This is a genomic window from Uliginosibacterium sp. 31-12 (assembly GCF_030548425.1).
Classification (GTDB): Bacteria; Pseudomonadota; Gammaproteobacteria; order Burkholderiales; family Rhodocyclaceae; genus Uliginosibacterium; species Uliginosibacterium aquaticum.
Genome location: NZ_JAUOOA010000001.1, coordinates 414709 through 434466, shown reverse-complemented (window position 1 = coordinate 434466; position 19758 = coordinate 414709). Strand labels below are relative to the sequence as shown.

The following is a 19758-nucleotide window of genomic DNA, read 5'->3' as shown; positions in this document are numbered from 1 at the left end:
CGCTTACTCGAACCAGTGCGCACGCGCCTTGGTAATCAGATCCTTGGCACTGGCTTCATCGATACCGCCCAGCTCCACCAGTTCATCCACCGCCAGATCTGCGAGATCGTCGCGGCTCTTCACACCACCCTGGGCCAGCTTCGCAGCCAGAGACTTTTCCATGCCTTCGAGCGCCAGCAGATCCTCTGCCACACCCTCCAGCTGTTCTTCGCTCACGATTGCCTCGGTCAGCAGCACATTCCGTGCGCGCTGACGCAGCTCATTGACCGTTTCTTCGTCAAAGGCTTCGATTTCCAGCATTTCTGCGAGCGGCACATAAGCCACTTCTTCCAGAGAAGAGAAACCCTCCTCGATCAGAATGTCAGCAACCTCTTCATCCACATCCAGCTTTTCGCAGAACAGGCTGCGCAACTGACCTTGTTCAGCTTCGGACTTCTCTGCTGCCGCCTGCTGGGTCATCAGATTGATGTTCCAGCCAGTCAGTTCGGAAGCCAGCTTCACGTTCTGACCACCACGGCCAATCGCCATCGCCAGGTTGCTTTCATCCACCACCACTTCCATGGTGTGAGTTTCTTCATCCACCACGATGGAGCTGACTTCGGCAGGCGCCAATGCATTGATCACGAACTGGGCCGGTTCAGGCGACCACAGCACAATATCCACGTTTTCGCCACCCAGTTCGTTCCGAACAGCCGTCACGCGGGAGCCACGCAAGCCCACACAGGTACCAATCGGGTCGATGCGCTGATCGTTGGACTTCACGGCAATCTTGGCTCGCAAGCCTGCATCGCGGGCCGCCGCCTTGATTTCAAGGAGACCATCTTCCATTTCCGGCACTTCGAGTTCGAAGAGCTTGGTAATGAAATCAGGCGCACTGCGCGACAGAATCAATTGCGGACCACGGGCGCCACGATCGATACGCAGCAGATAGGCACGCACTCGGTCACCGACACGCAGGTTCTCTTTCGGGATCTGCTGGTCACGCGGCAGCACGGCTTCAAGACGACCCACTTCAACGATCGCATTGCCGCGCTCCATGCGCTTGATACTACCGGTACACAGATGTTCGCCACGATCCAGAAAGTCATTCAGGATCTGCTCACGCTCAGCATCACGGATTTTCTGCAGAATGACCTGCTTTGCGGCCTGAGCACCGATACGGCCAAAATCGATCGGCTCCAGCGGCTCTTCAACGAACTCCCCGACTTCGATATCCGGAAATTGCTCACGGGCATCGATGATGCCCATCTGGGCTTCATCGTTCTCCACTTCCGCGTCAGGCAACACCACCCAGCGACGAAAAGATTCGTAATCACCGGATTCGCGGTCGATCGACACGCGCACGTCGGCTTCATCATGAATCCGCTTCTTGGTGGCAGAAGCCAGCGCCATTTCCAGCGCAGTAAAGACGATATCCTTGGCAACGTTCTTTTCACGCGCCAGTGCATCGACAAGCAGCAAAACCTCGCGGCTCATTGTTTCAATCCCCTGAAAGCGAATTCATCAAAATTTCGGAACCAGGCGCGCTTTTTCCACTTGGTCCAGCGGAAGAGCGAGCTCCCCTTTTTCGGTCTGCAGCAGCACGGCGCCATCGCGCATACCCGCCAGCACACCTGCAAAATTGCGTTGATTACCAATCGGAATACGAATCCGGATCTGCGCCTGCTGCCCTGCAAATCGTTCGAAATCAGCACTCTTCTTGATCGGGCGATCCAGCCCCGGCGAAGAAACTTCCAGCCGGTCGTAATTGACGTTCTCTACTTCGAACACGTGCTGCAACTGATGACTGACCGTTGCACAGTCATCCACCATGATGCCGCGTTCGATGTCGATAAAAATGCGCAGCAAACGCCCACCGGGCGACAGCTCGATATCGACAAGCTCGTAACCCATGCCAGCGAGCGTCTGTTCTACAAGGCTAAAAAGATCCATTCCGGCGCCACAAATAAAAAATGGGCGCAATGCCCATCACGATTACCCGGCCGAACGAGAAGCCCGACCCGAATCAACAAAACGCGTGGAGTTTAGCACGCGGACCGGCATCCGTAAATGCCGGTCTCGTAATAAGCCCTTACAGATCAAGCCTCGGGCGGAGCCGCCGGACGCGCACGCCGTGGCCCGCGCGAACGACGCGGCTTGCGGGCCGCGGGTGCAGCCCCATCTACCACGACGGCCGCCTGTTGAGGTGCCGCAGCCCCTTCGGGGCGAACCTGCCCTTGCCCCTCCGGACGTGGCTTGTTACGGCGCGGACGGCGTCTGGCAGATCCGGAGCGCTCTCCACCTTCCGCCAACTCAGGGCGCGGAGCGGCTTCCTTCACATGCGGACGGGTGCTGCGCGGGCCTTTGGATTTCTCTGCACGACGTTTTTCGTCCGGACGCTGCTGACGCTTCTCAACCGGCTGCCCGGTGAGTACAGCAACCTGTTCTGGCTGCATCTCTTCGTACATGCCACGCTTGAGACGACTCGGCAGCTCCACCTTGCCATAACGCACACGCATCAGACGGCTCACAGTGAGGCCGATGGCTTCAAACATGCGGCGCACTTCGCGGTTACGGCCTTCAGACAGCGTTACGCGATACCAGTGATTCGAACCTTCGCCCCCTTCATCACGCAGGGTAGCGAACTTGGCAGGACCATCTTCAAGCACGATGCCGTCGGTAAGTTGCTTGATCTGCTCTTCAGTCAGCTCTCCCAGGAGGCGCACAGCGTATTCGCGTTCGATCTCGTAGCGAGGGTGCATCATGCGATTGGCCAACTCGCCGCTATCGGTAAAGAGCAGCAGACCAGAGGTATTGAAGTCCAGGCGGCCAATGGCAATCCAGCGTCCCTTGTTGATCGTCGGCAAGCGATCAAATACGCTCGGGCGGCCTTCCGGATCATCTTTGGAAACAATCTCGCCTTCCGGCTTGTGGTAGACCAACACACGCGGGCCACGCTTTTTCTGCTCAGCCGCAAAGCGCAGACTGACCAGCTTGCCATTAACCTTCACGCGATCAGTTGGGCCTATTTTCTGCCCCAGAAACGAAGGCTCGCCATTCACGCTGACTCGGCCAGCCACGACCCATTCTTCAATTTCGCGACGGGAACCGTAGCCCGCTTCGGCCAGCACTTTCTGGATGCGCTCGCCGGGCAGCATGACAACTTTACTAGCCCCCCCTGAGCCGCCACGCCCCCAGCGACCGCCACCGGGCACGCCCAGGTCGAGATCACGGGTTTGCTCGAGGCGCCCCATGAAAGCGAGCTGACCATCGTGCTCGCCCTCGATGAAGTCAGGCGAATCGAAGTCAATCTCCGGCGCTGCTTGCATTGGCTGGGCCGGACGGCGCAGCGGGCTGTTCTTCTTCTGATTGGGCGAGCGCGGACGACGCGGCTTCTGCGGTATCGACAAGATCGAGTACTCCTTCAAGCTCGGCCAGAGGAGGCAGCTCCGTCAGGCTGCGCAAGCCGAGATCATCCAAAAAATGTTTGGTGGTCGCATACAGGGCCGGGCGGCCCGGTGTGTCGCGATGGCCGATCGTATCGATCCAGCCACGGGTTTCCAGCGATTTTATGATCTGGCTGGAAACGGCCACGCCGCGAATATCTTCAATGTCGCCGCGCGTGACGGGCTGACGATACACGATGATCGCCAAGGTTTCCAGCACCGCGCGCGAATAGCGCGGCGCACGGGTCTCTTTCATCCTCTCCAGCCAGGGCTGAAATTCGGCCCGGGTCTGGAACCGCCAACCGCTGGCCAGACGTACCAACTCCACCGATTTTCCATGCCAATCGGCCTGCAGATCGGCCAGCAGGCGCTGCAAAACCGGTGTTCCCAGATCCGGCTCAAACACCCGCCGCAGCACGGCAAGCGGCAAGGGATCCTGCGCAGACAACAAGGCCGCCTCGAGCACCTGCTTGGCAAAACGGACGTCAATCCCCGTCGCCAGCAGCTCGGCGACTGAGGCCGTCGCAACAACCTCTGCGTCGGCCATCTCCTGCTCAGGCGGCGTCAGCAGCGCCGGATTCATTGAGTCGGACATAAATCGCCTCCATCGGCGCATTCTGAGTGACGTGCACCAAGCGTTCCTTCACCAGCTCAAGCACTGCCAGAAAGCCTACAACCACACTCGCCACGCCATGTGTGCATTCAAAAAGCGCTTCGAAAGGCACGTCCCCAGCCTCCCGAAGACGACGCAAAATAGATGTCATGTATTCGCGCACCGAGAGTTCGTCGCGAGAAATCTGGTGGTGACGACTCAGGCGTGCGCGCTGAAGCAGAGCCAGCCAAGCCGTCTGCAGATCCGCCAGGCTGACGTCAGGTAGGCGTTCGACCGTCTTCTCTGCCACATGCACCGCAACCCATTCGAAGTCACGCTCGGCGCGTGGCTGCCTGTTGATCAACTGGGCACCAAGCTTGATCCGCTCGTACTCCATCAGGCGTCGCACCAGCTCTGCACGCGGATCCTCCTCGCTATCGTCGGCTTTTTCGCGCGGAGGTTTGGGCAAGAGCATGCGCGACTTGATATCGAGCAGGGTTGCGGCCATCAGCAGATAGTCTGCCGCCAGCTCGAGATTCGTGGAACGCATGGCATCCACGTAGGCCAGATATTGCTCGGTCAGCGGCGCCATCGGGATATCGAGCACATTTACGTTGGCACGGCGAATCAGGTAGAGCAAAAGATCCAACGGGCCTTCGAAAGTTTCCAGAAAGACTTCCAGCGCATCCGGTGGGATGTAGAGATCCTTCGGCATCTCGCGTAGCGGCTCGCCATGAATGCGGGCGAGCACCAGCTCCCCTTGCACCGGCTCCTGTTGCGCCAGTTCGCTCATCACGCGCCACCGAGGCTCAGCCGGCCAGCCATACAGCAGGACTCCCGCCCGCGCCCATCCATCGCAAACACGCCTTCTGCTCGACTCAAGCACTCCGGCAGCAACGCCTTCACAAGCCCATGCAAGCCCATGGCTTTAACAGTTACCACGCTTACAGCCCGGTAAAGAACATCAGGAAGGACAGAATCGGCTGCGCAACGTAGCGCAGCACGTAATCGAGGATGCCGAAATACAGCAGGCCGATCAGGATGAAAAAACCATAGGGCTCCAATCGTGACCAAGCCAATGCCTGGCGCAGCGGCAGCAAGCTCACCACAATGCGCCCACCATCGAGCGGTGGCACGGGCACCAGATTGATCAGCATGAGCCCCACATTGACCAACATGCCACGCTGAGCCAGATCAAACCAGAAAGAGTCCGGCGAGCCCTGCATGCGGACCAGAAAACCCACCAGCAAGGCCCAGACGATGGCCTGTACGAAATTGGAAGCCGGCCCCGCCGCTGCCACCCACAGCATATCCGCCTTGGGTTTGCGCAAACGCCCGAAATCAACCGGCACCGGCTTGGCCCAGCCAAATGGCGGAAAGCTCGCACCCGTGATGGCGTTCATCAGTACGATGCCACCCGGCACAAGCAAGGTTCCTACTGGATCAATATGCTTGAGGGGGTTCAGCGTGATCCGCCCCATCATGTGCGCAGTCGGATCACCGAACATCCGGGCAACATAGCCGTGCGCAGCTTCGTGCAGGGTAATGGCGAGTACCACAGGGATCGCCCAGACAGCGACGTTATAAATGAAGTCGTTCATGGCAAGCCTATTTTATAGACCCAACGGCGCCAGCGCCCCTTTGCCTGCACGAAGCAACTCGGGCTCCTCGCCACTCAGGTCGACCACGGTGGTGGTTTCCAGTCCGCAGGGGCCCGACTCGATCACCAGATCCAGCTGACGCTCCAGGCGCGAACGGATCTCGTCGGCATCCGTCGGCGGCAACTCCTCATCAGGCAGTAGCAGCGTGGAGGAAAGCAGCGGCTCGCCAAGTTCAGCGAGCAAGGCGCTGAGCACAAGGTGATCAGGCACACGCAGACCGATGGTCTTGCGCTTGGGATGCAGTACCCGCCGTGGCAGCTCCTTGGTGCCTTCGAGAATGAAGGTGTAGGCTCCCGGCGTGGTGGCCTTGAGCAGTCGGTACTGGGCGTTATCAACACGTGCAAAAGTCGCGATTTCAGACAGATCACGGCACATCAAGGTGAAGTGGTGGCGCTCATCCACTCCCCTGATGCGCCGGATACGATCCAGCACCGCCGCATCGCCAACGTGCCCCACCAGCGAATAAGCGCAATCGGTCGGCACCGCAATCAAACCGCCCTTGCGCAGGATTTCAGCCGCCTGACGGATCAGGCGCGGCTGGGGATGTTCGGGGTGAATTTCAAAAAACTGGGCCATGGCTGAGCGATCGGCGCGGCGTAAAGGAAGGCGGCACCTTACACCAAACGCTCCCATACCGGCGTCAGATCCGGTGGCAGCGGTTCAGCACGGCCGATGTCGATTGCACTCTCACCGGGGCCATGAAAATCCGAGGCCCGCGAGGCGAGAAAGCCGAAACGCCGCGCCACGCGGGCGGCCGCCAGCGCTTCCGGGCCACACTGTACGCCGGACACAACCTCGATGGCCTCGCCTCCCAGGTCCTTGAAACGACTGTAGAGCTGCTCCATACCCGCCTTGCTGACCCGTGTACGCCCAGGATGAGCGATCACCGCAATGCCGCCGGCCGCATGAATCCAGCCCAGTGCAGCCTCGAGACTCGCCCACTCATGCTCAACAAAGCCAGGCTTGCCACGCACCAGATAGTGATCGAATACCTTCGCCACATCGCGGGCAATGCCGATCTCGACCAGATAGCGTGCAAAGTGGGCACGCGAGATCAGCGCCGGGTTGCCCACATACTTCAGGGCTCCGTCATAGACGCCACGGATACCGATTTTCGCCAGCCCATCGCTCATCTGGCGAGCTCGCAAATCTCGCCCGCTGCGCGCCTGAGCCAGGCCCTCGACGAGCTCAGCAGAGGCCACATCCACACCCAAGCCGACGATATGCACCGACTGATCCAGCCAGGACACCGAAATCTCCACCCCGTTCACGAACCCCAGACCCAGCGCTGCAGCTTCATCACGCGCCTCGGCGAGCCCACCCAGTTCATCGTGATCGGTGAGCGCCAGCAGGGTGACACCATTGGCATGAGCACGGCGCACCACCTCACGGGGTGCAAGCAAACCGTCGGAAACGGTGGAGTGGCAGTGCAGATCGGCATTGATGATGGTATTCATACGCCGAGTGTAGCAGCCGGAACTTGACCTGTTGGCACGCGGCCGGCACCCTGCCCCGCATGCTGACGCCTCCCTTTCCCTCGCTGGCTGCCTTTGGCCTGCTCTTCGCAGCCTTGCTGCTGGCGTTGCACCCAAGCAGCGGGCGGGCCAGTCAGTTTGCCGGGGCCTTCTCGCTACTCTGCGCCCTGATCGGAGACATTCTTTCAGCTCAGGCCCTGCCTGCCCTGCTCCCCGTCCTGCTGCTGATCTTGGCGCGCTCTCAGCTCCCTTCCCGCCTTCAACCCTGGTTACCTAGCCTGATCGCGATGTGGGCGCTTGCCACCAGCCTGCATCTGCTGCCAGGCTTTTCGTCTTTGATCTGGCAGGAGGACTTTGGCCGAAGTGGCAATGGCTTGCTGCGCTGGCATTACGACAAGGGACTGGCCGCCCTGATCCTGTTGTGGGCACTTCAGCCTGTCCCGCCAGTACGCATCCAGCTTCGGCACTGGGCACTACTCGCCGGCTGTCTCGCTTTCCCGGCTCTAGCCTGGCTGCTTGGTCTGGCGCGACCAGATCCTCGCTGGCTGCCTGGCGCCAGCCTGTGGCTACTGGGCAATCTGTTCCTCACCGTCTATGCCGAAGAAGCTTTCTTCCGCGGCTGGCTGCAAGGCAGCCTGCAAACCTTGCTTGCGCCCCAGCGCTACACCTTTGCACTGGCGCTGGCTTGTAGCAGCCTGGTGTTCGGGCTGGTCCATCTGCCCTGGGGGCTGCCCTTTGCGACACTCAGCGCGCTGGCGGGCCTTTTTTATGGCTGGATGGCCGGCCCACAACGCAATCTGGCCTTGAGTAGCGCTGCCCACTTTCTGACCAATGCCGGCATCCTGCTGCTGATGAAGAGCCCCTTGGGATAGGCGCTCCATACTGCTGCGCACAGCTTGAGTTGCCCCGGGCGAACAGGTACAGTCGCGACTCGTTCGGGAGAGAGTCCGCTTGGACCGCCGAAGGCGCAACCCCCCGGGAACGCTCAGGCAAAAGGACCGAACGAAGATCAAAAATCTGGAGAGCGATGCCTCACAGGCATCCACCGAAGGGGCACGCGTCGTATCGATCGGGTGCTTCAGAAGGTGAGCAAGCAAGTCGGCAACAGGGCGGTCCGCGCAGGCAGTACGCAAGTACGGCGAGTGGGCGAGCGCAGTAGCCGGTTCGTTCAGCCGCCTGATGAAGCTCTCAGGCGCAATCTCTCAGGTACCAAGGACAGATGGGGGCTGAAGCACGTCGTGCACTCAGCCCTTTTCATTTGCCCGCAGTTCGGTACCGAGAAAAACATGGCCAAACAGACCCCGCTCTACCCCGTGCATGCAGCCGCCAGCGCCAAGATCGTCGATTTCGCCGGCTGGGACATGCCGATCCACTACGGCTCCCAACTCGAAGAACACAAGACCGTGCGCGCAGATGCCGGCATGTTCGACGTCTCCCACATGCTACCGATCGATGTCTGCGGCGCGGGTGCGCAAGCCTTCCTCTCGATCCTGCTCGCCAACAATGTGGCCAAGCTCACCGAAGAGGGGCGCGCGCTCTACTCCTGCATGCTGCAGGAGGATGGAGGCGTCATCGACGATCTGATCGTCTATTTCTTTGCTCAGGACGATTACCGCATCGTCGTGAATGCCGGCACCGCCGACAAGGACGTCGCCTGGATGCGCAAAGTCGCCAGCAAACTGCCCGGCGGTGGCAACGTCACAATCAGCCCGCGCCGTGATCTGGCCATCATCGCGGTACAAGGCCCGAACGCCCAGGCCAAGGTGTGGGCCGCCCTGCCCGACACCGAAGCCACAGCGTCCTCGCTCAAGTACTTCCAGGCCGCCCGCATGGATGAGCTGATGATCTGCTTCACTGGCTACACAGGCGAAGCGGGTTACGAACTGATCTTCCCGGCCGGACGCGCCATCGAAATCTGGAATGCCCTCGCCGCCCAGGGCGTGGCCCCGATTGGTCTGGGCGCACGCGACACACTGCGGCTTGAAGCCGGCATGAATCTGTATGGTCAGGACATGGACGAGTCCGTCGGCCCACTCGAGTCGGGCCTGGCCTGGACAGTCGACTTTTCAGGCGAGCGCGCCTTCATCGGTCGCGCCGCACTCGAAGCCAAAGCGCCGGCCCGCCAACTCGTCGGCCTGTTGCTTGAAGATCGCGGTGTATTGCGTGGCCACATGCCAGTCTTCACGGCGCACGGCGAGGGCGAGACTACCAGCGGCAGCTTTGCCCCAAGCATGAATGCGTCAATCGCCTTCGCCCGCGTACCGGCAGGTGTGGAGGTGGGCGACAAGGTCGAAGTCGACATCCGCGGCAAGCGCCTTGCCGCCCGCGTAGTGAAGCTGCCCTTCGTGCGCCGCGGTAAGGTACTGGTCTGAAGCCTATTTCGAACACCCCTCATTTCAATTTCATCAAGGAGCAAGACATGAGCATCCCCGCCAACCTGCGCTACGCCGAATCCCATGAATGGATCCGCAAGGAACCGGACAATACCCTGACCATCGGCATCACCGATCACGCTCAGGGCGCGCTCGGCGACATCGTGTTTCTCGAACTGCCGGAAGCCGGCCGCGTGGTGAAGGCCGGCGAGGAAGTCGCCGTGGTCGAGTCCGTCAAGGCCGCCTCCGACATCTACGCGCCGGTCGCCGGGGAAATCATCGAGGCCAACACCGCCGCTGTCGACGCCCCCGAGTCGATCAACACCGATCCCTACGGCGCCTGGCTGTTCAAGATCAAACCGGCCAATCTGGACGACATCGATGCTCTGCTCGATGCCGCCGGCTACGCCAAAATCGTCGACGCCGCCTGATCTTTCCCCCCAACCAGCAGGCCGTTCCTGGCGAGTCCCCTCACCCTGAACGGTCTGACTTGCATACATGCAAAAGCCGCCCCGCGATCCGATCAAGGAAGTACTCATGTACGCCATCGTGGCGGCAGGCATGTGCCTCGCCATGCTCGTGCTCACGCGCGGGAAGTGGCTTACCGCGCTGCTGATAGCCGTCTGGATCGGCTTCGTGCTGCTGCGCTTCAAGCGCAGCGCCAGTAACAAAAAGAACTGACCTCCCCGCCCCACCGGAAAGAAGCTCATGTCCCACCCCACATCCTCCCTCTCCGCCCTCGAAGCCCGCGATGCCTTCATCAGCCGCCACCTAGGCCCCAACCCCGCCGAGCAGGCCGAGATGCTGGCCGCCCTTGGTGCTGCCTCGCTGGATGAGGTGATCGCTCAGACCGTACCCGCCGGGATCCGCCTCGCGGAGCCCCTGCCGATCGCTGGCCCGGCGCCGGAGCAGGAGGCCCTGGCTGATCTGAAAACCATTGCGGGTAAAAACGTGTTGAAAAAGTCACTGATCGGCATGGGCTATTACGGCACCCATACCCCGACCGTGATCCTGCGCAACGTGATGGAGAACCCGGGCTGGTACACCGCCTACACGCCTTACCAGGCCGAGATTGCCCAGGGGCGTCTGGAAGCGCTGCTGAACTGGCAACAGATGGTGTGCGATCTCACCGGCATGGAGCTGGCCAACGCTTCGCTTCTCGACGAAGCCACTGCCGCCGCCGAAGCCATGACCATGGCGCGGCGCATGTCGAAATCGAAATCGAATGTCTTCTTCGTCGACGCGGCCTGCTTCCCGCAGACCATCGATGTGGTGAATACCCGCGCCGGATATTTCGGTTATGAACTCGTGATCGCGCCGGCTGCACAGGCGGCCGATCAGGATGCCTTCGGCGCCTTGCTGCAGTACCCGAACGTGAGCGGCGAGATCGCCGACTACAGCGCGCTGATTGCCGCCGCCAAGGCGCGCGGTGCGGCCGTGGCCGTGGCCACCGACCTGATGGCGCTGGTGCTGTTGAAAAGCCCGGGCGAGATGGGCGCCGACATCGCCTTCGGCTCCGGCCAGCGCTTCGGCGTGCCGATGGGCTTTGGTGGCCCGCACGCCGCCTTCTTCGCCACCCATGAATCGAATGCCCGCAGCATGGCCGGGCGCATCATCGGCGTGTCGAAAGACGCCCGCGGCAAGACCGCACTGCGCATGGCGCTGCAGACCCGCGAACAGCACATCCGCCGCGAGAAGGCCAACTCCAACATCTGTACCTCGCAGGTGCTGCTCGCCAACATGGCCGGCATGTACGCGGTGTATCACGGCCCCGAAGGCCTGCGCACCATCGCCCGGCGCATCCACCGCCTGGCCAAGATTTTCGCCGCGGGCCTGTCGGAAACGGGCTTCACGCTGCGCGCCGACAACTTCTTCGACAGCTTCGACATCGACACCGGCGAATCGACCGCCACCATCCTGCAAGCCGCGCTGGACGCGGGTTACAACCTGCGCCGCGTTTCCGCCACGGTACTCGGCGTGAGCTTCGATGAAACCCACACCCGCGCCGATCTGGCTGCGCTGTTCGGCACCTTCGGTGTACAGGCCGATATCGAGGCACTGGATCAGGCCGTGGCCGGCGCCCGTCTGCCTGCCGAACTCTTGCGCAGCGACGCGATCCTCACCCATCCGGTGTTCAACACGCATCACACCGAAAGCGAGATGCTGCGCTATCTGAAAAAGCTGCAGAACAAGGATCTGGCGCTCGACCACTCGATGATCTCGCTGGGCTCCTGCACCATGAAGCTCAACGCCACCAGCGAAATGATTCCGGTGACCTGGCCCGAGTTCGGTGCCATGCACCCCTTCGTGCCGCAGGATCAGGCCACGGGCTATCTCGAAATGATCGAGGGTCTGGCTGACTATCTGCGCGCCGTCACCGGTTTCCCGGCGATCTGCATGCAGCCCAACTCCGGCGCGCAGGGCGAATACGCCGGTCTGGTGGCGATCCGCCGCTACCACGCCGCACGCGGTGACGCGCAGCGCAACATCTGCCTGATTCCGAAATCCGCCCACGGCACCAACCCGGCCACCGCGCAGATGTGCGGACTGGAAGTCGTCGTGGTCGCCTGTGATGACAACGGCAACGTCGATGTGGCCGACCTGAAGGCCAAGCTCGCTGCACATGGCGACAAGCTCGCCGCCCTGATGATCACCTATCCCTCGACTCACGGCGTGTTCGAAGAAGCGGTGCGCGAAATCTGCGCATTGGTGCATGCGGCCGGCGGTCAGGTCTACATGGACGGCGCCAACATGAACGCCCAGGTCGGCCTCACCTCGCCCGGCTACATCGGCGCGGATGTCTGCCACCTCAACCTGCACAAGACCTTCTGCATCCCGCACGGCGGCGGCGGACCCGGCATGGGCCCGATCGGTCTGGCCGCGCATCTCGCACCCTTCATGGCGGACCACGCCGTTGCTGCTACCGGCAATGAGGGCCGCGCGCACGCCGGTCAGGGCGCCGTGTCGGCCGCGCCCTTCGGCTCGGCCAGCATCCTGCCGATCTCGTGGATGTACATCCGCATGATGGGCGGCAGCGGCCTCAAGCAGGCCACCGAAGTCGCGATCCTGAATGCCAACTACGTGGCCAATCAGCTCAAGAACGACTACCCGGTGCTCTACATGGGCAGCCAGGGCCGCGTCGCCCACGAATGCATTCTGGATATCCGCCCGATCAAGGCGGCGACCGGCATCACGGAAGTGGACATCGCCAAGCGCCTGATGGACTACGGCTTCCACGCCCCGACCATGAGCTTCCCGGTGGCCGGCACGATCATGGTGGAGCCGACCGAATCGGAAGACCTCGGCGAGCTGGAGCGCTTCATCGCCGCGATGCGCGCCATCCGCAATGAAATACGCCGCATCGAGGCGGGCGAGCTGCCGGCAGACGACAATCCGCTGAAGAACGCACCGCACACCCAGCTGGATGTAATCAGCAATGAGTGGACGCACCCCTACTCGCGCGACGAAGCAGTCTTCCCGCTGCCGTATGTGCGGGAGAACAAGTTCTGGCCGAGCGTGAATCGCATCGACGATGTGTATGGCGACCGCAACCTGTTCTGCGCCTGCGTGCCGATGGACGCTTACGCAAGCTGAGCCACTCATAGCTGTTAGACAAAACGGCCACGCACTGCGTGGCCGTTTTATTGTCGGGGCCGACGCCGTAGCACGCTCAATCGGCGTCGCGCCCCATCCGCACGATACGCCCTGCGGGACGCCCCTCAGAAGCGACGGGAATCGGCTCGCCAACATAATGCGCGCGCGGCCGAATCAGCTTGTGCTGCGCCCGCTGTTCCAGCGCGTGCGCCAGCCAGCCCACCGTGCGCCCCAGCGCGAACAGGATGCTGGCGCTATGGCGCGGCAAACCCAGGCTGCGCCGCAAGACGACCAGCGCAAAATCGAGATTGGGGTACTCGCCGAACTGCTTTTCGACCTGCTCGCAGAGCCGCATCAGCATTGGTTCTACAGGCAGTGCCGCGAGGATGCAACGCGCACGCGGATCGCCGAACGGATACAGACGATGACCAAAACCCGGTACGGATTTTTGCTCTGCCAGCGCTTGCCGCAACTCGGCAATAGTCGTCGCTGAACTCAATGTATCCAGCCAGCCCTCCACGCGCTCGCTGGCCATGCCGTGGCGAGGACCGGACAAGGCAGCCAGCCCACCAAGCAAGGCAGCATGCATTTGCGCACCGGTCGAAGCCACACAGCGTGCCGTAAAGCTCGACGCATTCAGTTCGTGGTCGGCGCAGAGCACCAGAGCCTGGCGGACAAGCTGTGCGCCGTCGGCGTCCAGCCCCCAAACCTGCGCGCACTGCTGGTGGATCGGCCCGGCCGACAAGGCGCAGCCAAGCAAGGCTGCGGCCATCGCCCACAGCAGGAACACGCAACGCGCGTATTGCGCCGCAGAATCGGCATTCACAGGCAAGCTTGACACTTGCAGGGCGAGAGCCGGGAAAACCGCCAGCGCACGTTCCAATGGCGCCAGCGATGCCGGGACCACGGGATTTGCGGCGGCGGGCACTGCCATCGGCCCAACGAAGACGCTGGCCTCGCATTGCCACAGCAGCGCGGCCACCTCTTCTAGCGAAGCCGTCGCTGCAAGCTGGATGGCATTCTGGCCGCGATACCAAAGCTGCCCCTCGGCAATCAGGGTGAGCGCGGAGGCCAGCACCGGCAACCCAAAATCCAGCGTTGCACCGGCCGCCGCGCGCGGCTTGCGGGTCTGCACGGCATGGCGCAGCAGGCGCTCGACTTCGTCGCGGCGATAACGCTTGCCGCGCCCGTCGGAGGCTACCTGAGCCCGCAACAGCCCCCGGCTGACGTAGCTGTAGAGCGTCTGGCGCGACACGCCAAGCAAGGCAGCGGCAGTCGTGGAATCGATGAGCTGGGTCATGCCGCATCATGGCATGCAGCCCGCATGCCGAACAGCTTGATTGAGCCAGTCAAGATTGACGCAGCTTTCCCGCGCGCCTTGAAATGCCTGCTCCCTCATCTCGCAGGAGCAAGACATGAACAGCGTGAATTTCGGGCTGACCGCCCAGGACTATCGCCGCCACCGGGCAGGCTTTCCCGATTCGCTCTTCACCCGCCTCACCGTCTACGGCGTCGGCATCAACGGGCAGCGCGTGCTGGATATCGGAACCGGCACCGGCAGCCTCGGGCGCGGTTTTGCCCGGCGTGGCTGCTTGGTGACAGGTCTCGATCCATCGGCCGAACTCATCGCCCAGGCACGCGAGCTGGATGCGGAGGCTGGTGTCAGTACGGATTACGTACTTGCGCGCATCGAAGACAGCACCCTGCCCGCCGCCAGCTTCGACCTCATCAGCGCCGGGCAATGCTGGCACTGGTTCGACCGCCCGCGTGCTGCCGCGATGTGCGCGCACCTACTGCGTCCCGGCGGCCTAATGCTGTGCACGCATTTCGACTGGCTGCCCTGGCCCGGCACGGTGGTTGAGGCCACTGAAAAGCTGATCCTTGAACACAACCCGGACTGGCGCGGCCACAGCGGCCACGGCGTTCATTACAAGGAATTAGCCGACCTCACGGGCGCCGGCTTTCACGCCCTGCAATCCTTTACCTACGACGAGGACGTCCTCTACTCGCATGCAGGCTGGCGCGGGCGCATCCGGGCCAGCGCGGGCGTGGCAGCCAGCCTGTCACCCGAGGCAGTGCATCGCTTCGATACCGTGCACGCAGCCATGCTGACGACACGCTCTCCGGCAGAGCCGCTGCGCATCCCGCATCGGGTATTTGCCCTGATCGGCAGGATGCCCCTGTCGAGCTGACTTCGGAGCGAATGTCCGCTACAGGTGATTGAGGTACAAAGTTCTCGCCAGCCCGAAACAATCAGATCGGCACGATCTTCACGATGGCCAGCGAGATGTTGTCCCCCACGCCCTCACCGCGACTGCGTGCGGCATTGATCAGCACACGTGCTGCCGAACGGGCGTCCAGCTCGTTGAGCGTCTTGCCCAGTTCGTCATCACCGATCAGCCCCCACAAGCCATCGGAACACAGCACAAAGCAGTCGCCAGGTTCCAGAACAGGTGCGCCGCCATAGTCAATGCGCGGCTCTTTCTCCGCGCCCAGGCAAGAAAGCAGCAGGTTGCGCTGCGGATGATGCAGCGCCATCTCTTCCGTGATGCGATTGGTCCGAATCAACTCACCCACCAGCGAGTGATCAGGCGTATGCACCACCAGCTTGCCACGCCGGAAGTGATACAGACGCGAATCACCACAGTGCGCCCAGTCTGCATGACCAGGGCGCAACACCATCACCACCGCCGTACTGTGCGGATCCGCCTCACTGGTGAAACGCGTGAGCTTGATCACCACATGCGCTTCTTCAATCACGCTGCGCAGGAATTCGGCAGTGCTTTCACTGCCTGGCTGATAGCTGGAGAAGTTCTGCTTGGCCTTGAGGATCACCTGCTGAGCAGCGATCGCGCCCCCTGTATGCCCCCCCATGCCATCCGCCAGCACAGCCAGCAGGCAATCCGAACGCGTTGGGTGCGGCAGGATTGCCACGCGGTCCTGCTGGTCGGTTCGGTCGCCAATATGCATGGCGGCGCAGGTATCTATGGCAAAAGGCATGCGTTCAGTCAGTCTGTTAGATTTTGTAGCGTGCCTGATTCTAATGAAAGCCCTGCAACAATGCGCCGCCTGCTTGGCATTGCGCAGGAAATAATTCACTCCAGACCGTGATAGAGGTCCAGAACTTCATCACAAAACAACTGCAGATCATCGGAATGCAGGCCTAGATCTTCAAGCACCAGACTGTGGCATTCCACCCACTCGGGATTGCTCAATCCTTGCTCTGCCAGATAAAGCTGAATAGCCAATTGCAACACGGCGGCCATTGAGCGTGAGGCACTGGCATTCAAACGCTGCAAATCGTGATGATTGCGAATAGCCTGGGCAACAAAATCAGGCAGGCGCCAGTGGCGAGCCAGGAGATAACCGATCGAGCAGTGATCAACTTGGAAGTGGCGGTCCTCTTCGCGCACATCGGCCCATTTCTGCGCCCGGCCGTCCACACCCGTAGCATTGCAATAGCCAGGAAAGCGCTGCATCAAGACCGGCACGCCACAATCATGAAAGATGCCGGCCATATAGGCCTGCTCCGGGAAAATATTGCACACCGCGACCCGTTCATGGGCAATTACGGAGGCAAGCTGGGCGATCTCACCAGAGCGCACCCAGAACTGATTCATGACGTTAACATTGCCCGGCAATGCGGTAGTCAGGCCGTAACACTGCACTAACTGGGCTGCCTGGCGGATCCCCACCAGCGCCAGAATCTGCTCGACCGATTGAGGTGCCCGCCGCCGCGCAAATGCCGCCGAGCGAGTGATCTTGTAGAGCATGGCGGTCAGGCCGGCATCGGCTGAGATCGTCTCGGCCATTTCGCGCAAATCAAGCTGGTTGGCCTGCAGCATTGCAAGCACTTCTTGCACGATTTTCGGCTGGGGTGGAATGCGGATGCCGGACGAGACCAGCCTCGCCACTTCTTCATCGACTTCGGCCAGCGTCTGGAGGTTTTCCGGGCTCATCCCGGGATTAACGGCAGCGAGAAGCGAAGCTGAAGGCGGCTGCCTTCAGATCGCGGCCATCATCAAACGCATGCAGATGAATAGGCCGGCCATCCAGCACAGTGAGCGCGCCGCAGCCAGATCCAGCAGATAGCACACCGAATAGGCACAGCGGGCAAACACAAAAGCGCTGGCCCATAGACCCACCATGCGTACATCCAGCCCCGCCTGCAAGGCCATCAGAACTGCGGCAGCAAACACAGGAAAAGCTTCCCAACTGTTCTGCTGCGCCCAGTTGGCGCGCTGCGGCCACCCAGACAGCTGCGAAAGCGAAGCACGTGGCGCAGCATTATCGTAGGACACGCCAAGCTTCCGGCCGCCCGCCTTGGCTGCGCCGGCCAGCAGGATAGGCAGCAAGGCCGCAATCAGGATGCACAGATAGGCCACATTCATCACGCTTCCTCACTCTTTTCTGAAAGACACGCCGACTCGGGCAGAGACTGAGCCTCGCCGGCGCCCGGCCAGAGCTGTTCAAGCACTGGCGAAACTTGCCCGGCCACACCACTGCACCAGAAACGCGCGTGCCCTGCAATTTGCCTATCAACCAGCAAACTCTCTGCAGCGAGTTTGCGCTGTAGCTGACGGGCCACCGCCGCGCCGGTGTCGATCACCCGTACATCCCCCCCCACCTGGGCTTCAACTTGCTCACGCAGGAACACATAATGAGTACAACCCAGCACGATCACGTCTGCCCCCCCTGCCAGTAAAGGTTCCAGATGCGATGCCAGCAGCCGGAGCAAAGCGGGAGAGCTCTGTTCACCACGCTCCACCGCTTCGACCAGGCCCGTACCAGAACGCGTCAATACACGCACGTCCTTCCCGAACTGATCAAGCAGCGCCGCAAAACGCGCACTCTCCAGCGTTCCGGTGGTCGCAAGCACGCCGACCACGCCATTTTTGGTCGCAGCGGTAGCAGGCTTCACGGCCGGCTCCATGCCGATCACCGGCACATCCGGCCAGCGCTCGCGGATCGCCTGCGCGGCCGCGGCGGTAGCGGTGTTGCAGGCAATCACCAGCGCCTTGGCGCCCTGCTCCAAAAGAAAGCCGCACAACTCCAGGGAGCGTGCGCCAATCAGGTGTTGCGGCTTTTCACCATACGGTGCGTAGCCGGAATCAGCGCAATAGAGCAGATCCTCGTTCGGCAGCAGCGCACGGATTTCGCGCAGGACGGACAAACCGCCCAGGCCGGAATCAAATACACCGATGGGACGAGGATCGCTCATCGCACCCGCTTAGATACTCTTTGCCAGTTTCGCTGCATCACCGATGTAGCTGGCCGGCGTCATAGCCAGCAGGCGGGCCTTATCAGCAGCCGGGATGTCCAGCGTGGCGACGAATTCCTGCAGGGCTTCCTTGCTGATGCCGGCGCCGCGGGTCATCTTCTTGAGCTGGTCGTACGGGTTATCGAAGCCATAGCGACGCATCACGGTCTGGATCGGCTCGGCCAGCACTTCCCAGGCGTTGTCGATGTCGGCAGAGAGCGCAGCCGGGTTGGCTTCCAGCTTGTTCAGGCCACGCAGACAGGAATCCAGACCGAGCAGGCTGTGACCAATCGCCACGCCCATGTTGCGCAGTACGGTGGAGTCGGTCAGGTCGCGCTGCATGCGCGAGATTGGCAGCTTTTCGGAAAAATGCTTCAGCACGGCGTTCGATACACCGAAATTGCCCTCGGCGTTCTCGAAATCGATCGGGTTGACCTTGTGCGGCATGGTCGAGGAACCGACTTCGCCGTCCTTCAGCTTCTGCTTGAAGAAGCCCAGTGAGATGTACATCCAGATATCGCGACAAGCATCGATCAGCATGGTGTTGGCACGGGCGATGGCATCGAACAGCTCAGCCATCGAGTCATGCGGCTCGATCTGGATCGTGTAGGGGTTGAACACCAGACCCAGCGATTCGATGAAGGCCTGGTTGTGCGCGGCCCAATCGATTTCCGGATAGGCGGACAGGTGGGCGTTGTAGTTACCGACCGCGCCGTTGAACTTGGCGGTCATCTCCACCGCTGCGATGGCCTTGCGAGCGCGACGCAGGCGATAGGCGATGTTGGCCATTTCCTTGCCCAGCGTGGTCGGGCTGGCCGGCTGACCGTGGGTGCGCGAAAGCATCGGCAGATCAGCAAGCAGATGGGCCAGCTCAACGAAGCGCGCGACCACCTTGTCGAATTGCGGCAGGAAGGCCGCATCGCGCGCTTCTTGCAGCATCAGCGCGTGCGAGGTGTTGTTGATGTCTTCCGAGGTACAGGCGAAGTGGATGAACTCAGCAGCCTTGCTGACCTCGGCGTTGTTCGCAAAGCGCTCGCGCAGCCAGTACTCCATGGCCTTCACGTCGTGATTGGTGCGCGCCTCAATCGTCTTGATCGCGTCGCCATCGGCTTCCGAGAAGCCGGCGGCCACGGCATCCAACTCAGCCAGCGTGGCGGCAGAGAAGGCCGGCACTTCCGGCACGCGGGCGTCCGCAGCCAAAGCCTTGAGCCATTCGATCTCGACGCGAACCCGGTTGCGGATCAGGCCGTACTCCGAAAAATGCGGACGTAGCGGATCGAGCTTGGCGGCATAGCGGCCATCGAGCGGAGACAGGGCAAGCAGAGTATTAAGCTGGGAAGACATGGCAAATCCGATTTCATAAGAATGGGGCGTGAGGC

Annotated in this window: 19 protein-coding genes, 1 pseudogene and 1 riboswitch; of the genes and pseudogenes, 6 read left to right on the top strand and 14 right to left on the bottom strand. The window is 61.6% G+C overall.

The genetic code is table 11. The features are described from left to right. Window positions 1–3 precede the first annotated feature (3 nt). The 8 genes and pseudogenes from nusA to Q3Y64_RS01950 form a co-directional block, all read right to left on the bottom strand. Window positions 4–1476: a transcription termination factor NusA gene (nusA, locus tag Q3Y64_RS01985; protein ID WP_303559797.1), complete on the bottom strand. Its 1473-nt coding sequence runs from the start codon at window positions 1474–1476 to the stop codon at window positions 4–6. 27 nt (window positions 1477–1503) lie between these two features. After that, window positions 1504–1932: a ribosome maturation factor RimP gene (gene rimP / locus Q3Y64_RS01980; protein ID WP_101942601.1), complete on the bottom strand. Its 429-nt coding sequence runs from the start codon at window positions 1930–1932 to the stop codon at window positions 1504–1506. Window positions 1933–2408: 476 nt separating this feature from the next. Further along, window positions 2409–3389, bottom strand: a pseudogene (gene rluB / locus Q3Y64_RS01975) (23S rRNA pseudouridine(2605) synthase RluB); the annotation flags it as partial. Further along, the gene (scpB, locus tag Q3Y64_RS01970; RefSeq protein WP_303559794.1) at window positions 3286–4020 is read right to left on the bottom strand and encodes an SMC-Scp complex subunit ScpB; all 735 of its coding nucleotides are present in this window, start codon (window positions 4018–4020) and stop codon (window positions 3286–3288) included. The gene scpB and the pseudogene rluB, both read right to left, overlap by 104 nt. Next, window positions 3980–4810, bottom strand: a complete 831-nt coding sequence (locus tag Q3Y64_RS01965) for a ScpA family protein (protein WP_303559792.1) — start codon at window positions 4808–4810, stop codon at window positions 3980–3982. The genes scpB and Q3Y64_RS01965 overlap by 41 nt, the downstream gene beginning before the upstream one ends. 151 nt (window positions 4811–4961) lie before the next feature. Then, window positions 4962–5618, bottom strand: coding sequence for a site-2 protease family protein (locus Q3Y64_RS01960; protein ID WP_143707417.1), 657 nt, complete (start codon window positions 5616–5618; stop codon window positions 4962–4964). A gap of 12 nt (window positions 5619–5630) precedes the next feature. Continuing rightward, the gene (locus Q3Y64_RS01955) at window positions 5631–6254 is read right to left on the bottom strand and encodes an L-threonylcarbamoyladenylate synthase (protein WP_101942596.1); all 624 of its coding nucleotides are present in this window, start codon (window positions 6252–6254) and stop codon (window positions 5631–5633) included. A gap of 38 nt (window positions 6255–6292) precedes the next feature. Continuing rightward, on the bottom strand, window positions 6293–7135 hold the full coding sequence (locus Q3Y64_RS01950; protein ID WP_101942595.1) for a 3',5'-nucleoside bisphosphate phosphatase: 843 nt from the start codon (window positions 7133–7135) through the stop codon (window positions 6293–6295). Window positions 7136–7158: 23 nt separating this feature from the next. On the opposite strand from Q3Y64_RS01950, the gene Q3Y64_RS01945 reads away from it, so the two are divergent. The 5 genes from Q3Y64_RS01945 to gcvP all read left to right on the top strand — a co-directional run bounded on the left by Q3Y64_RS01945 (window position 7159) and on the right by gcvP (window position 13119). Beyond that, on the top strand, window positions 7159–8025 hold the full coding sequence (locus tag Q3Y64_RS01945) for a CPBP family intramembrane glutamic endopeptidase (RefSeq protein ID WP_303559788.1): 867 nt from the start codon (window positions 7159–7161) through the stop codon (window positions 8023–8025). A gap of 54 nt (window positions 8026–8079) precedes the next feature. Next, a riboswitch (glycine riboswitch) is annotated at window positions 8080–8164 on the top strand. 275 nt (window positions 8165–8439) lie between these two features. Beyond that, window positions 8440–9525: a glycine cleavage system aminomethyltransferase GcvT gene (gene gcvT, locus Q3Y64_RS01940; protein ID WP_101942788.1), complete on the top strand. Its 1086-nt coding sequence runs from the start codon at window positions 8440–8442 to the stop codon at window positions 9523–9525. A 47-nt stretch (window positions 9526–9572) separates the two neighbouring features. After that, window positions 9573–9956, top strand: coding sequence for a glycine cleavage system protein GcvH (gene gcvH, locus Q3Y64_RS01935; RefSeq protein WP_101942593.1), 384 nt, complete (start codon window positions 9573–9575; stop codon window positions 9954–9956). A gap of 67 nt (window positions 9957–10023) precedes the next feature. Next, window positions 10024–10206, top strand: a complete 183-nt coding sequence (locus tag Q3Y64_RS01930) for a hypothetical protein (protein ID WP_101942592.1) — start codon at window positions 10024–10026, stop codon at window positions 10204–10206. A gap of 27 nt (window positions 10207–10233) precedes the next feature. Beyond that, window positions 10234–13119 carry an aminomethyl-transferring glycine dehydrogenase gene (gene gcvP, locus Q3Y64_RS01925; RefSeq protein ID WP_303559784.1) on the top strand — a complete coding sequence of 962 codons (2886 nt, stop codon included), beginning with the start codon at window positions 10234–10236 and terminating at the stop codon, window positions 13117–13119. A gap of 76 nt (window positions 13120–13195) precedes the next feature. Here the strand turns inward: gcvP and Q3Y64_RS01920 are convergent, their stop codons facing one another. Next, window positions 13196–14419 carry a citrate synthase family protein gene (locus Q3Y64_RS01920; RefSeq protein WP_303559782.1) on the bottom strand — a complete coding sequence of 408 codons (1224 nt, stop codon included), beginning with the start codon at window positions 14417–14419 and terminating at the stop codon, window positions 13196–13198. A 115-nt stretch (window positions 14420–14534) separates the two neighbouring features. On the opposite strand from Q3Y64_RS01920, the gene Q3Y64_RS01915 reads away from it, so the two are divergent. Continuing rightward, window positions 14535–15311: a class I SAM-dependent methyltransferase gene (locus Q3Y64_RS01915; RefSeq protein WP_303559780.1), complete on the top strand. Its 777-nt coding sequence runs from the start codon at window positions 14535–14537 to the stop codon at window positions 15309–15311. A 61-nt stretch (window positions 15312–15372) separates the two neighbouring features. On the opposite strand, the gene Q3Y64_RS01910 is transcribed toward Q3Y64_RS01915, so the two are convergent. The 5 genes from Q3Y64_RS01910 to purB form a co-directional block, all read right to left on the bottom strand. Beyond that, window positions 15373–16119: a PP2C family serine/threonine-protein phosphatase gene (locus Q3Y64_RS01910; RefSeq protein ID WP_101942588.1), complete on the bottom strand. Its 747-nt coding sequence runs from the start codon at window positions 16117–16119 to the stop codon at window positions 15373–15375. A 95-nt stretch (window positions 16120–16214) separates the two neighbouring features. Beyond that, window positions 16215–17078, bottom strand: a complete 864-nt coding sequence (locus Q3Y64_RS01905) for an HDOD domain-containing protein (protein WP_101942587.1) — start codon at window positions 17076–17078, stop codon at window positions 16215–16217. A 45-nt stretch (window positions 17079–17123) separates the two neighbouring features. After that, window positions 17124–17510, bottom strand: a complete 387-nt coding sequence (locus Q3Y64_RS01900) for an MAPEG family protein (RefSeq protein ID WP_101942586.1) — start codon at window positions 17508–17510, stop codon at window positions 17124–17126. Next, a complete protein-coding gene (murI, locus tag Q3Y64_RS01895; protein ID WP_303559775.1) occupies window positions 17510–18340 on the bottom strand; it encodes a glutamate racemase in 831 nt (276 codons plus the stop codon). Before murI ends, Q3Y64_RS01900 begins: the two co-directional genes overlap by 1 nt. 9 nt (window positions 18341–18349) lie before the next feature. Continuing rightward, a complete protein-coding gene (purB, locus tag Q3Y64_RS01890) occupies window positions 18350–19723 on the bottom strand; it encodes an adenylosuccinate lyase (RefSeq protein ID WP_303559773.1) in 1374 nt (457 codons plus the stop codon). Window positions 19724–19758: the final 35 nt, after the last annotated feature.

What these genes read in the sequence shown, in the direction of transcription:
- rimP (WP_101942601.1), bottom strand. Translation starts at nt 1,932, where the DNA reads ATGGATCTTTTTAGCCTTGTAGAACAGACGCTCGCTGGCATGGGTTAC.
- gcvH (WP_101942593.1), top strand. Translation starts at nt 9,573, where the DNA reads ATGAGCATCCCCGCCAACCTGCGCTACGCCGAATCCCATGAATGGATC.
- nusA (WP_303559797.1), bottom strand. Translation starts at nt 1,476, where the DNA reads ATGAGCCGCGAGGTTTTGCTGCTTGTCGATGCACTGGCGCGTGAAAAG.
- Q3Y64_RS01915 (WP_303559780.1), top strand. Translation starts at nt 14,535, where the DNA reads ATGAACAGCGTGAATTTCGGGCTGACCGCCCAGGACTATCGCCGCCAC.
- gcvP (WP_303559784.1), top strand. Translation starts at nt 10,234, where the DNA reads ATGTCCCACCCCACATCCTCCCTCTCCGCCCTCGAAGCCCGCGATGCC.
- Q3Y64_RS01930 (WP_101942592.1), top strand. Translation starts at nt 10,024, where the DNA reads ATGCAAAAGCCGCCCCGCGATCCGATCAAGGAAGTACTCATGTACGCC.
- purB (WP_303559773.1), bottom strand. Translation starts at nt 19,723, where the DNA reads ATGTCTTCCCAGCTTAATACTCTGCTTGCCCTGTCTCCGCTCGATGGC.
- Q3Y64_RS01905 (WP_101942587.1), bottom strand. Translation starts at nt 17,078, where the DNA reads ATGAGCCCGGAAAACCTCCAGACGCTGGCCGAAGTCGATGAAGAAGTG.
- Q3Y64_RS01965 (WP_303559792.1), bottom strand. Translation starts at nt 4,810, where the DNA reads ATGAGCGAACTGGCGCAACAGGAGCCGGTGCAAGGGGAGCTGGTGCTC.
- murI (WP_303559775.1), bottom strand. Translation starts at nt 18,340, where the DNA reads ATGAGCGATCCTCGTCCCATCGGTGTATTTGATTCCGGCCTGGGCGGT.
- Q3Y64_RS01960 (WP_143707417.1), bottom strand. Translation starts at nt 5,618, where the DNA reads ATGAACGACTTCATTTATAACGTCGCTGTCTGGGCGATCCCTGTGGTA.
- Q3Y64_RS01955 (WP_101942596.1), bottom strand. Translation starts at nt 6,254, where the DNA reads ATGGCCCAGTTTTTTGAAATTCACCCCGAACATCCCCAGCCGCGCCTG.
- Q3Y64_RS01900 (WP_101942586.1), bottom strand. Translation starts at nt 17,510, where the DNA reads ATGAATGTGGCCTATCTGTGCATCCTGATTGCGGCCTTGCTGCCTATC.
- gcvT (WP_101942788.1), top strand. Translation starts at nt 8,440, where the DNA reads ATGGCCAAACAGACCCCGCTCTACCCCGTGCATGCAGCCGCCAGCGCC.
- scpB (WP_303559794.1), bottom strand. Translation starts at nt 4,020, where the DNA reads ATGTCCGACTCAATGAATCCGGCGCTGCTGACGCCGCCTGAGCAGGAG.
- Q3Y64_RS01950 (WP_101942595.1), bottom strand. Translation starts at nt 7,135, where the DNA reads ATGAATACCATCATCAATGCCGATCTGCACTGCCACTCCACCGTTTCC.
- Q3Y64_RS01910 (WP_101942588.1), bottom strand. Translation starts at nt 16,119, where the DNA reads ATGCCTTTTGCCATAGATACCTGCGCCGCCATGCATATTGGCGACCGA.
- Q3Y64_RS01920 (WP_303559782.1), bottom strand. Translation starts at nt 14,419, where the DNA reads ATGACCCAGCTCATCGATTCCACGACTGCCGCTGCCTTGCTTGGCGTG.